The sequence below is a fragment of the Streptomyces sp. NPDC005438 genome, from assembly GCF_040606315.1.
Lineage (GTDB): Bacteria > Actinomycetota > Actinomycetes > Streptomycetales > Streptomycetaceae > Streptomyces.
On sequence record NZ_JBEXEP010000005.1, the window covers coordinates 387,467 to 399,935 of the forward strand.

Annotated in this window: 8 protein-coding genes; 3 read left to right on the top strand and 5 right to left on the bottom strand. The window is 70.2% G+C overall.

The features are described 5' to 3' along the window. Nucleotides 1-13: 13 nt before the first annotated feature. Nucleotides 14-2,593 (bottom strand): helicase-associated domain-containing protein, encoded by a 2,580-nt coding sequence (locus ABZT14_RS13930; RefSeq protein ID WP_356301039.1) that lies wholly within the window; start codon nt 2,591-2,593, stop codon nt 14-16. A gap of 536 nt (nt 2,594-3,129) precedes the next feature. Here ABZT14_RS13930 and ABZT14_RS13935 point away from each other — a divergent pair. Together ABZT14_RS13935 and ABZT14_RS13940 are read left to right on the top strand one after the other, a co-directional pair. Beyond that, nucleotides 3,130-4,218: a hypothetical protein gene (locus tag ABZT14_RS13935; protein ID WP_356301042.1), complete on the top strand. Its 1,089-nt coding sequence runs from the start codon at nt 3,130-3,132 to the stop codon at nt 4,216-4,218. Nucleotides 4,219-4,386: 168 nt separating this feature from the next. Continuing rightward, nucleotides 4,387-4,875 carry an N-acetyltransferase gene (locus ABZT14_RS13940; RefSeq protein WP_356301045.1) on the top strand — a complete coding sequence of 163 codons (489 nt, stop codon included), beginning with the start codon at nt 4,387-4,389 and terminating at the stop codon, nt 4,873-4,875. Nucleotides 4,876-5,333: 458 nt separating this feature from the next. Here the strand turns inward: ABZT14_RS13940 and ABZT14_RS13945 are convergent, their stop codons facing one another. The 4 genes from ABZT14_RS13945 to ABZT14_RS13960 all read right to left on the bottom strand — a co-directional run bounded on the left by ABZT14_RS13945 (nt 5,334) and on the right by ABZT14_RS13960 (nt 11,393). Further along, the gene (locus tag ABZT14_RS13945; protein WP_356301048.1) at nt 5,334-5,663 is read right to left on the bottom strand and encodes a hypothetical protein; all 330 of its coding nucleotides are present in this window, start codon (nt 5,661-5,663) and stop codon (nt 5,334-5,336) included. 566 nt (nt 5,664-6,229) lie between these two features. Beyond that, on the bottom strand, nt 6,230-10,600 hold the full coding sequence (locus ABZT14_RS13950; RefSeq protein WP_356301051.1) for a DUF6531 domain-containing protein: 4,371 nt from the start codon (nt 10,598-10,600) through the stop codon (nt 6,230-6,232). Beyond that, entirely contained in the window at nt 10,597-11,052 is a 456-nt protein-coding gene (locus tag ABZT14_RS13955) for a hypothetical protein (RefSeq protein ID WP_356301054.1), read from the bottom strand. The genes ABZT14_RS13950 and ABZT14_RS13955 overlap by 4 nt, the downstream gene beginning before the upstream one ends. A 2-nt stretch (nt 11,053-11,054) precedes the next feature. Continuing rightward, a complete protein-coding gene (locus tag ABZT14_RS13960; RefSeq protein ID WP_356301057.1) occupies nt 11,055-11,393 on the bottom strand; it encodes an SseB family protein in 339 nt (112 codons plus the stop codon). Nucleotides 11,394-11,862: 469 nt separating this feature from the next. Here ABZT14_RS13960 and ABZT14_RS13965 point away from each other — a divergent pair, with 469 nt between their 5' ends. Then, entirely contained in the window at nt 11,863-12,447 is a 585-nt protein-coding gene (locus ABZT14_RS13965; protein ID WP_356301060.1) for a hypothetical protein, read from the top strand. Nucleotides 12,448-12,469 lie beyond the last annotated feature (22 nt).

Consider the following 12,469-nt stretch of genomic DNA (forward strand, 5'->3'; position numbering starts at 1 on the left):
GGGTGGGTGGGGGTCAGTCCTCGGCCAGTTCGGCGGCTCCGGTGATGCGGTGGAGGGGGTAGGTGCGCATCTCGTCGACGGTGTGGTCGTAGCCGGTGACGAAGCCGCCCTCCACCCGTACCGGGGCGATGACCCGTTGGCTGGCGGCGCCGTCGGCGTTGACGTAGCCGATCCACACCACCGTTCCCTCCAGGGCGGCGGACCGCATCAGTTCCAGGGTGCGGGCGCTGTGGGTGCGGGGCGGCCGGCTCTCGGGGAGCTGGGTCGGGGCGGGGGTGGGCCGGTGTTCGGCGGTCACCGCGTGGTCGCCGGCGCGGATGGCCCGTACCGCCGAGGCCAGCAGGGTGGCGTCGGGGGTGGGGGGACCGTCGGGTGCCGGTTCGGGCGGAGTGCGGGCCGGGGTGCGGCGGGTGGGCGCCCGGCTGAGCAGGGTCGCCCCTTCGGAGGACTCGGCGGTCGGGGCGTACCCCAACTCCCGTAGCCGCTCCAGCAGTTGGTCCGGTGGTACGGCGCAGCCCAGCACGGTGGGGGCCAGCATCCGGGGGCGCAGCGGGGCGGTACGGCGGTCGGCGAGGATCTCGGACAGCAGGGCCTCGTCCTCGCAGCGGACGTAGGACGAGAGGGCGCCCACCCGCAACTGGCCGTGCCGCCGGGCCACGTCGTCGATGAGGTAGCCCAGCGGCTGGGGCACGGGGGTGGGGGAGTGGGCGGCCAGGAAGGAGTGCAGCTCGGCGGCGGTACGCCCCTGGTCGAGGGCACGGCGTACCGAGGCGGGGGTGAACCGGTAGACGGTGGCCCCGCCCTTGGACTCCACGTCGGCCAGCACCGACAGCGTCTCGGCCAGCGGCCGTTCCAGGGGGCCGGGGGCGACGGCCGTCAGGTCGGCCTGGAGCAGTACGTGATCCACCGGCCGGGGCAGCGAGGGCGCCAACAGGGCGGCGGCCCGCTCCAGGGCGGCCCCCGTCTCCTCCGCGGTACGCCCCCAGCCCAGGCCGGGGTCCTCCCGCCCCGACGGGGGCCGGCCGTCCAGGGCCAACGCCCGGCCGGGGGAGGACAGCGCCCCCCGACCGGTCAGCCCCAGCGCCTCGGCCTCGTCCAGGGTGGCCCGGGCGACCAGCCGCCGCAGGGTGTCGTCCGGGTCCGGTCGCTCCTGGGTGCCCGCGCCCTCGGCGGGCCCGGCTCCGCGCAGTGGTGACTCCCAGTCCAGCCGGGCCAGTACGGAGTCCCGCTCGGGCGCGCTCCCCTCGGGCGGCAGCGCCAGCGCCCGCAGGGTACGCAGTCGCAGGTCCGGGGCCTGGCCACGGTCCAGCCCGGAACCGAGGGCGGCCAGGGCCCGCCCCCGCCCGTCGCGGTGCCCCACCAGCGCGGGCACCCGGGTGGCGGCCAGCCAGGCCGCCACCAGCCGGGTCCAGCGTTCGGGGTCAGGGCGCTCCAGCCAGGCGTCGTAGGCCGGGGTGGGGGCGTAGCGTTCCTCCACCTCGCCGTCCGGGGCCAATAGGCCCGCCCCGTAGGCGAGTTCGATCCAGAAGGCGGTCGCCGACTCCGGCAGGTCCAGGACGAGCGCGGTACGCCGCAGCTCCCGTACGCCCAGCCCCCCGGCCCGCAACACCGGTGGGGGCTCGCTCTCCCAGGCCGTCAACAGGTCGGTGACGGTGGCCAGGGCGGTGGCCGCCTGGGCGGCGGCCGTCTCGTCGACCACCTTCGGGTCGTGGGCCCGCCGCTCGGTCACCGTCGGGGGAACGGGGCGCGGTCGCCGATGCGCACGCCCGCCCCGCAGCCGGAGCGCCACCTCGCGGGGCAACACCACCGTGCCGGGACCACTGGGCAACAGCAGCCCCCGCTCCAGCAGCCAGGTCACCGGCGGGCTGGGCCGCTCCAGGTTGACGGTGCCGAACGGCGGCCCCCACACCAGCCGTTCCAGCGCCTCCCGCACCCCCTCGGGGGCCGAGTCCAGCAGGGCGGGCAGGCCGTCGGGGCCACCGAGGTGGGCGGTCAGCGCCTCCCACGCGCCGGCCGGATCAGGGGTGGCCGGCAGGCCGAGGGTCGCCAGGATCTCCTGGAGCCCCCCGGGAGACGCCCCCGAGCCGGCCTCGGCCAGGGGAGGGCCCAGCCCGGTGGGGGAGCCGTGGGCGGGGGCCAGTACCTCCCGCGCGGTACGCACCAGCCGCAGCCGCTCGTCCTCCCCCCACACCAGGGCCCGCGACCTCAACTCCCCCAGGGCGTACGGCAGTCGGGCGGTCACCGCCGCCGGCTCGTACCCCGGTTCCTCCGGCGGCCCCAACAGAGGCTCCCCCTCGCCGACCAACAGCGACCGCAGATCCGACAGCGGGCAGGGGTCCGGGGCGACGGCCAGGGCCTCCGCCACCTGGAGGGCGAACCCGTCCAGCCGCTCCACCGCGCGGAGCACCGAGGCCCGCGTACCGGCCCGGGTGGCCAGCCGGCTCAGGTCCCCGGGTACCGGGGACAGCAGGTCAGGGCGGGACTCCAGCAGCCGGGCCAGCTCCTCGTCACCCCGGGCGCGCAACTCGTCGGCCAGCGTGCGGGGCGTACGTGGCGCGGCCGGGGCCGGCCCACGGGGTCGCTGGGTGCTCATCCGTATCACGTTAGCGGGGAGCGGCCGGATGTGAGGCGTGAGAGGTGGGCGGGCTCGCGTACGGGGGGTGGGGTGGTGGTCGGTGCGGCCCCGGTGGCGCGGGGGCTGTGGTGGTTCCGGGGGTGGGTGTGGGCGGGGCTCCGGGGGCTGTCCCCTGGGGGGCTCGGGGGCGGGGTCGGTGGGGTTCCGGTGGCCTGCTGTGGTTCTTGGGTGGGTGGCTTGGGGCGGTGGGCGTTCTCGTGAGTGGGCCCGCGTACGGGGTGGGGCGGGTCCGGTCGCGGGCCGTTCGGCGGGGTGGTGGGGTTCCGGTGGTTTGCCCTGGCTTCTGGGAGGGTGGCCGGCTCGGGTCGGTGGTGCGCCGGTGGGTGGGCCCGCGTACGGGGGCGGGCGAGGTGGCCGGTACGGCTCTCCGGGCGGGCGGGTTCGGCATCTGACGGGTTCGGAGCTTTCCCGGATGGGCCTCGACTCCCCGTCACGCGCGGTACCTTCGGGAGCGTCATCCACAGGCACACGAGCGAACGGTGACAGGGGCTGCGGTGGGGATCGAGAGCGACCGGCTGGTGTTGGACTACCTCAGCAAAGTGGGGGACCTGGCACAGGCGACGTCGATGTCGGCGGCCGAACGGGCCCGGCTGGTGGGGGAGTTGCGCGGCGACATCGACCGCCGGCGCGCCGCCCAGGGCGGAGCCGACAGCGACGCGGCGGTACGCAAGATCCTCCGCTCGATGGGCAAACCCGAGGACGTGGTCGCCTCCGCCAGTGGCACCACCGTCGCCGTACCCGAACCCCGCCCGTCCACCGAGGCGCCCGAACGCTCCCGCAACTGGCTGGAGGCCCTGCGCAAGAGCGGGGGCACCGAGACCGGGAAGGGCGGCGGGAGTTCGGACTCCCTCCCCGGCGAGCCGGCCCCGCCCGTACCGGCCGCCGCCCCACCCCACCTGGCCGGCCTGGACGAGCTGAGCGAACGGGAGAGCAACCCCGACTGGTGGCAGGACGACGACCCCGAGTTCGGCAGCCCCACCACTCCCACCCGGGGCGGTCGGGTCGAGGGCTTCACCGGCGGTATCGAACTGCCCGAACTGCTCAGGCCACCGGCCGTCGAGAAGGAGGAGCCCGAGGCCGAGGGCGGTGCCGGTACGGCAGACGGCGCGGGCCCGGCGGAGGGCAAACCCGCCGAGACCCCGTACCAACGCCTGGTCAGGCAACCCCTCGACAAGGACGGCGCCCGCCCCGGCTGGCGTCGACTGATGCCGGGCGGAACCGGCGACACCGGCGGGCCCCGGGTCGGCGGCATCGTGGAGTACCTGGCCGCGCTCATCCTGGTCGCCGGCGCCGTGACCAGTTCGCTGCTCGCCCTCGGCCTGGGCTGGCTGGCTGCCTACTGGTCGCCGAGGCTCAGCCAGAACGAGGGCAAGTGGGCCGCCCTGGGAATGCCCGGCCTGGTGGTCGGCGCCACGGCGGTGTGGCTGTGGGGGAGGCGCGAGGGCCGCTGGGGCGACGCCATCCCCGAGGGCGGCGACGCCATGAACGACGTGCTCGCCAACACCTGGCCGGTCACCCTGAAGGTGGCCGCCGTGGCCAGTGCGGTCTTCCTCCTGTGGAGGGCCCGCCGCCCGGCGCCGTAGGGCGGCCTGGGGCTCGGGTGTCCACTCGCGAGGATGGCGGGGGCCGGCGGTGGCGGACAGTGCGGGACGTCAGGCCCGGGGGTCGCTCATGTTGACGGTGATCTCCACTCCCGCGGTGGAGGTGAAGAGCGCGGTCGTATCGATGCTGACTCGCCGGAGGTACCGAAGATGATCAACGTCGTGTTGAAGCTGTCAGCCCGTGACTTGGTGCACGCGGACCTGGCGTCGTGCGGGTGGGCGGGGTCTGACCACCACCTGGCCGGCATCGTCAAGCAACTGGAGCGTGTCCGGTCCGGCGAGGTCGACTACCTCGCGGTCTGCCCGGCAACGGACATCCCCGTGGCGAAAGGCGGCGTCGACTACCAGGTCAAGAAGGGAGTCGGCACCTTGTGGCAGCTGGCAGTCCACCCCGCGTTGCGGTCGTGCGGGATCGGCACGTTCCTTGTCGAAGCCGCAGAACTGCGGATCAGGAACCGTGGTCTGCGGCAGGCCGAACTAGGTGTGGAGGAAAGCAACCCCCGGGCACGTGAGCTGTACGAAAGGCTGGGTTACATCGCGTATGACCGCCAGCCGGACTCGTGGGACGAGCAAGCCCCTGACGGATCGTTGCGCCGCTACGAAACGATGTGCACGTTGATGCGGAAGGAACTCGCGTAGGCTCCGGGATCTCCCAGCGGAGGCGGCATCCAAGGTCATGTGGTCAACAGGTCCGGGCGTCGGCCTCCGGGGAACGCGACCACAATCCACGGCACGGCACGGCACGGCACGGCACGGCACGGCACGGCACGGCACGACCGACGGCACGAGCGTGCCGACATGGCGATGCCGCCTGAGCGGTCACGAGACAGCCCACTACCGACCCTGACGATCTTTACGGGACACGCCTTGGGCCAACTCCTTCCCTCCTCACCGGTTGGACAGCCTCAGGGTCGCGAGGTGTTCGTTCGCCGACCACGGCAACGTTGCCCTGTCTCTGACCAGAAGCCACGAGAGGACGTCTGGATCAGCAACTCGACACCGTACCTGGCCGAGAAGACTTCTCTCAGAGCTTTGTTTAAGGCAGCCACGCTGTGACGTAGACCGAGGGGACCTTCCTGGTCGAGAGAGCAGAGTTGTCAGAGGGCGCCCTCAAGTTGGACCCCCAGTTCTCCCATGTTCTCGAAGAATGTCGAATCGAAAACGAAATCCATGCTGTGCTCCGGCGGATTTGTCATCCACTTGTTGATCTGGTCGGCGAACTCGGCCACCGGAAAGCTGTCGTTCTCGAAAACGGCTCCACCGGAGATCTGACCTGTGAAATCCCGTAGAGCTTCCCCGTCAAGACCGGAAGGGCCGGTTCGGATCTGGCTGAACTGGACTTCGGCGCATCGGCACACGCTCGCAAGGGTTTCCTGCGCCTTCGTCGGCTGGCGAACCAGGTCCAGAGGTTCTTGGTTGTTCGACATTTCGGGTTCACCGAAGCTGCGGTCTCGAGCCTTTCCGCATCCTTCAGTGTTCCTGGTGAGATCTCACGCGTGTCCGTGATGAGACGTATGGTCCGTCCGATGGTTGACTACCGGGTGCGGAGTTTTCTAGTGGCCCAGTGTATGTGGGGACCTTTCCGGCGAGTGAGATGATCTAATGCTTTGAAATCATAGAAACTCCGCCCGTGGCGAGAGAGAACACTCTGGCAAGCGCCTTTCTGGTCTCTGGGTCACTGTCGAATCGCCTCAGGGATTGGAGCCTTGAAGGTTCAATGTCGAGCGTAGTAACGCCACCCGCAGTGCGGTTGTCGATAGCCGAAAACAGTAGGAGGCAGCGGTATGCCCGTAGGATTCCCCCTCTCTTTTCGCGTAGCAAGGGCTGAAGGAGTACGGGCTCCTCTCTCACCTGGGCGCGGAGAGCGTCCACCGAAGTCCACCGAGTTGCGAACCCCCTATCCTCGGCTTCGATTTGGAGGTCGAGAAGTGTGTCGAATTCAATTCGGCACACTCGATAATCTTGATCTGTAGAGCGGATGATTGCCATTTTCCTACCTTACGTTGTAGAAGATGTCGAAGCGGATTATCGTGTTCGGATCTATCTGTCCGGTCTTTATTCGGCTTAGTAGCTCGTCCCGGCGGTGGTGCCCGCCGACGACCCTACCCTCTGGCGAGATGAGAATTCCATCCCCGCTTGGTGCGTGGTTGATTGAATCCAACAGTTCCTCGTTGCTCAACATTTCGTGGTACCACTGAGAAGCAGGGTCCCGAGTGTCCTGGGTTTCGACGTACTTTGTGAGATCTCCCGCACGCTCGCGTTGTGGAAAATACTCCGGTACCTCGCGTCTTCCCCGATCTCTTCTACAGTTATCCGGCGCCAGCCCGAGGGGGTCCATCCAGGTCAGCGGGTTGCGGATGTAGGCGTGGGGGTTGGGGGCGGGGGAGAGGCCGAGGGGGTCGGGGGTGAGGTAGCGGGCGGTCTCGGGGTCGTAGTAGCGGAAGTAGTTGTAGTGGAGAGCGGTTTCGGGGTCGGCGTACTGGCCGGGGTAGCGGAGGGGGCAGGCGGTGGATTGGGGTGGGGAGGGAAGGGGCGTGCCCCAGAGCGTGGCGTGGGCTTGCCAGGTGAGGGTGCCGTCGGGGGCGAGGAGTTCGGTGGGGGTGCCTACCGCGTCGGTGACGACGGCGTGGGTCTGTGGGGTGCCGGGTTCGGGGTGGTGTGTGGTCTGGGTGACGGGGCGGTGCGTTCGGGGGGTGTACTCCCAGGTGAGGGAGTGGTGGTCGGGGCTGCGCTGCTCGGCCAGGCGGGTGCCGTCCCAGCTGAAGGTGAGGGAGGTGCCCTGGTTGTTGGTCTTGCTGAGGCGGCGGCCGAGGGGGTCGTAGGTGTAGGTCCAGGTCTCGCCGTCGGGGGTGGTGGCCCGCAGTAGCCGGTCCTCGGTGCTCCAGGTGTAGGTCCAGGTGCGTAGCTGGCCGTTGAGGAGTTTGCGGGTCTTGCGTATGACGCGTCCGGCGTCGTCGTGGTGGTAAGTGGTGCGGCCGGCTCGGTGGATGAGGGTGCCGCCCACGTTCCGGTCTCCGGGCGCGGGATGTTCGGGAGCAGAGGCGTGGGCCTGGTTGCCGGCGGAGTCGTAGGAGTAGCCCTCGGTCCAGCCGTGGGCCTGGACCTGGGTGACGCGGCCGACGGGGTCGAGGTGGAAGTCCCGGGTTCCCGAGGTGAGGTCGCGGATCTGGGTGACGTAACCGTCGGGACTGTAGCGGTAGGTGCGGTGCTGGATGAGGTCACCGCCGACGGTGACCGTCTGCGCGGTGAGTTGGCGGGTCTCGTCCCAGTCCTGGTGGAGGGTGGTGGCCCCCAGGGTGCGTTGGGTTTCCTGCCCGGCGGCGTCGTGGGCGAGAGCCAGGCTGGTGTCGGGGGTGTGGAGGGTGCGGGGCCGGTCGGCCGGATCGTACGCCCAGGTGGTGGTGAGGCCGGACGGCGTCGTGCGGGTGAGGCGGTTGCCCACCGCGTCGTAGGTGAAGGTGGTGGCCTGGCCGTTGACCGTCTCGGTGACCACGCGGCCCAGGACGTCCCGTTCGATGTCGAGTGCCGTCTGGGGTGTGGAGGCGTGGGTGAGGTTGCCCAGGGGGTCGTAGGTGTAGGAGGTCGTCTCCTCGATGGCCAGGTCATGCTTGGTGACCAGCCGGCCCAACGGGTCGCGGGTGTAACGCAGGGTCTGCTGGGCGGCGTTGGTCTGGGCGGTCAGATGGCCGGCGTCGTCGAGTTCGTAGGTGCGCCTGGCGCCGTTGAAGTCGGTCTCGGCCGTCAGGCGGCCTGCCCGGTCGTACTCGTAACGCCACGTCGCGCCCTGGGGATTGGTGACCGTGGTGAGACGGAGTTCGGTGTCGTAGTCGAAGGTGTAGTGGGCGCCGTCGGGGTCGGTGCGGGTGGCGGGGAGGTCGAAGTGGGCGTGGGTGTAGGCGGTGACGTGACCGGCCTGGTCGACGTGTTGGGCGAGGTTGCCCTCGCCGTCCCATTTCCACTCCTCGCGGGTGCCGTCGGGGTGGTGGCGCCAGGCGGGCTTGCCCTCGATGGTCCAGCCCAGGCGAGTGGTGCGCCCCAGCGGGTCGGTTACCGCGGTGACGCGGCCATGCGGGCCACGGTTGACGTGGGTGGTGTGGCCGAGGGGATCGGTCACGGCGACCGGGAGCCCCGCCGGGTCGGTGACCACTTCGGTGGTGCGGCCCAGGGCGTCGGTGAGCGCGGACAGGTGGCCGGTGTCGTCGTAGGCCCACCGGGTGGTGGAGCCGGCCGGGTCCGTGGTCGAGGTGCGGGCGCCGTGGTCGTCGTAGGTGTGGCGCCATGTCGCGCCGTTGGGCTCGCGCACCTGGACCGGAAGGTCGTTGTCGTAGGCCGCCTCGGCGAAGTGGCCGTCGGGCAGCTCGACGCGGGTGAGGTTGCCGTGGTCGTCGTAGGTGTAGCGGGTGATGTGCCCCAGGGGGTCGGTCACCGAGGTACGAAGGCGGTTGGTGGTGTCCCAGGTGGTGCGGGTGGTGTGCCCCAGCGGGTCGGTCACCGCGATCACCTTGTACGCCTCGTTGTAGACGTAGGTGGTGCTGTTGCCCTGGGAGTCGGTGTACCGGGTGGTGCGCTGGTCGTCGTCGTAGTGGAAGTGGCCGGAGAGGATCCCCGACGGTCCCACGGTGCGCAGGACCCGGCCCCGACCGTCGTAGACGTAGGCGAAGGCGGTGCCGTTGCGGTCCTCCCAGGAAGTGATCCGGTGCTCGTCGTCGTACCGGAACACCAGCGGTTTCCCGGTGGAGTTGACCACCCCGCTGAGGTCACCCCGGCTGGTGTAGGTGAACGAGACCAGTCGGGTCGTTCGTTCGCGCCGCTCGCCGTGGAGAAGGCTGAGGGAGGTCACACGCCGGAGCGCGGGGTCGGTGTCCACGGCGACGTGGTAGCCGCCGGAGTGGACGATGTGGGTGGGGGTTCCCTGCTCGTCGTAGTGGAACTCGACCTGGTCGCCTTCACCGGTCCGGTCCGTGATCGCGGACAGGGCCAGTTCCCGCCCGGTGAACGACAGGTGGGAGAAGTGCAGTCGGCGGTTGTCCTCGGGGACGGTGACCGACATGCCTCCGTCCCGGGAGCCGTCCCAGGACAGCGGCCAACGCGGCCCGGACACGGGCATGGTGGGCACCCGGGGTTCGGGCACCGGATAGCGCAGCACCATGCCGTCCGCGGCGACGAAGACGACGCCCTGGTCGTCCAGTTCCAGGCGCTGGTCCAGGGTGCCGGCCCAACTCGACCCGAACCAGCCCCCGCAGGGGTGGCCGGACACGTGGTGGCGTTCCAGCACCAGGGGGAGGGTTCCGGGGAGGTCGACGTCGGTGGCCGACATGAACATCTCGCCGGTCGCGACGTCCACCGGTTCCCCGGCTCCGCACCTCTCGGAGCTGCACTTGTCGTTCTTGTGAGGCTCGCCGTCGGCGCGTCTGGCGGCGCTGCCGTCCCGGCCAAGGGCACGTTCGCGACTGGCCAGCCGGGCGGCGGCGTCCTTGACCGCTGATCCTCCCTTGCGCAGGGCGTTGCCGCCGCCAGTGGCCAGGGCGAGGAGAAGGTCCGGGGTGATCTGGCCCGCGGCTCGGGACGGGTTGCGCTGCCACTCGTCCCAGTTCGCCATGGCCTTGGCGAACTCCTTGGGATGTGCGGTGGCGTAGTCGAACCCGTCCGCCATTCCCGCCAGTTGGAGTTTGGCGCCGCCGGGGCCGTCCTCGACCATCCGCTCGAACTGCTTCCACGCCTCCTTCCCGCTGTCGCCGACCCCGCCGAAGAAGTCCCCCACGCCCTTCTTGACCCGGTCCCACCCCTTGGGTGCGTCAGGAGCCTTCTCCGCCGCCTTGCTCAACTTGCTTCGTGACGCCTCAAGGACCGACTGGAGTTCGTTCTCCAGCTTGTCCAGCCGTCGGTAGCAGGCGTGGAGACCACTGATCGGGTCGTCGTCCGGTGGCCTGGGCGGAAGCGGGTCGTCCCCCCGTTCCACGGCCGCGTTGTACGACTTCACCCGCTTCCAGTACCTCTTCGAGGCCGCCCGCACCTCGTCGGCGTCCTCGATGATCGGCTTGACCCGCTTCTGCACCGAGCGCAGCTTGTCCGCGTAGGCGTCCAGGGCGTTCGCCGCGGAGGAGAAGTACTTGTGCGCCGACTCCAGTTCCTTGGGCAGGCGCTTGGTGGCTTCCTGGAAGCTGTCCGAGGCGGCACCCGTCCACGGCAGTACGGACAGATCGGTCAGCTTCTCGTGACCGTCCTTGAAAGCTCCGGCGTACGCCCGGAGCTTCACGACCAGCTTGTCCACCTTGGCGGGGTCGCCGAATATGACGTCGGACGGCTTGGCGTGGGGAGGAATCCGCTCGGAGGTTCCTCCTTCCATCGCGTCCTTCTGGGTCACGCCACCGACCCCTTGTCCCCGCCGTCGTCCACCCACGGTTCCTGGTACGTCGGCGGTGGGTCGAACTTCGGGCGGGCCCCGTCCTTCCAGGCGAACAGCCCGTGTTCACCCATCGGAAGCTTCGCCATGTTGTCCTCGGTCGGCGCGAAGTTCTTGATGCTCAACAGGTCGGCCATCACGTACGCCGCGATGACTCGCTTCAGCGTCTCCACGACGGTGTCCGTGTGGTCGGCGATCTTCCCCATACCGAAGCCCCACTTGGACAGCACGTCCTGGGCGGGCTTCTCGATGTCGAACGTCACCGCGTTGTGCAGGCCCTGCGACAGCGACTTCCACTCACGCTTGATCTTGTGCGCCGCGACCACCGACTCCTCCAGGGGCTCCATGATCCTGCGCACTTTGGCGATCTGGATCGCGTACCCGCCACCGGGCTTCGGCCCGTCACCAGCCACCGCTACCGCTCCCCCGTCTCGACCAGTTCGGCCACTGCGGCCGAATCCAACAGGAACCCGCCGCCGTCCAACGGATCCACCAACGCCCGTACGTCCTCGGGCAGCAACTCCAACAGGTCGCGGGTCGTCGTCGACGCCCAGTCACACACCCCGGCGAAGAGGGCCAGCCCCTCCCACGACGTGAACACCGGGACCACCAGGCCGGCTCCCGTCTCCACCACGAGGAACCCCGGCCGGTCGGGCCGCTCGAAGTACAACCGGGAATCCAGCAACCGGCCCGCCAGTTCGGACGGTGGCAACCCCGCCACCGCCTCCCGGCGCACCAGGTCCTCCAACGACACCGCGTCCCCTCCCCGCGCGCCCACCGGGGCAGGAGCGCCCAACAGGCTTGGGCGCGGCCGTAGTTGGCCCCGTGTCACCTGCGGGACTCGCCTGCCTGACGGTCGTCGACAGCTCCCCGCGACAGCGCAGGCTACACGCCGGGTGGGTCAGCAACGCGGGTCGACTCCTCAGGCTGAGGAGCGGCGGACAGGCGCCCCCGGTTCGGGAGGATCCGCCGGGTTCACAGGCTGTGGACGTAGGGGGTGGTGGCTGGACTGCTGGGCCGTCGGCGTCTTGCTGAGCGGTGCGCGCCGACGGAGTGGGCCGAGTGGTTGGCCGGGCGTTCCGCCGTCCGGTGGCCACGGTCAGTCCCGTGCGCCCCCTCCGTGCGCCGGAGGCCACCTTGTGTGACCGGGCAGCGGGTCAGCACGGTGGTGAGGCGCAGGCTGTTCGGTTCGCTGAGTCGGTACCGTCGGGAGGCCGTACGCCATGGGATCAGCAAGCCAGTGGGCGCGAGACACCTTCGGTGACCTGGCCGGTGAGCTGGCCGACATCATCCCGGCCTGTCTCGTCCGAGCGCACGAGCGGGCGCGCAGCGGCCAGGAGGGTGTGCACACACAGACGTTGGAGGCGTACGGTCACGGCCTTCACGCCGTGCAGTACGAGGAGTTGGCCGCCGGGCTTGAGGGGTTCGGGGAGACCCTGAGCCTCAAGGGACGCAAGGTCGTGGTGGTACGGGGACACCCGATCTACCCCCTCCGATACGCCAAGAAAAATGTCCCGGTCACCGAGGCTCGGCTGCGGAAGGGCACCGGCTTCCGAGCCGAGCTGATACGTCGGTACGGTCCGCCGCCCATGCAGCCGGCGTTCGACCTGGACTGGGGTGACCTGGAGGAGTCCGAGGCCCAGCCCGACCTGGATCTGCTGCCGGAAGAGACGCGGCTCGTGCTGGTGGCGTACGCCTGTTCCCTGGAGCAGGGGGTCATGCGTATCGAATGGGGTTCCGCGGAGTTGCGCAGCCAGGACCGTCGGCTGCTGTGGCACCAGCACGAGCCGTTGACGCCGGGGACCTGACGCGTCCCAACCCCTGGTGGCC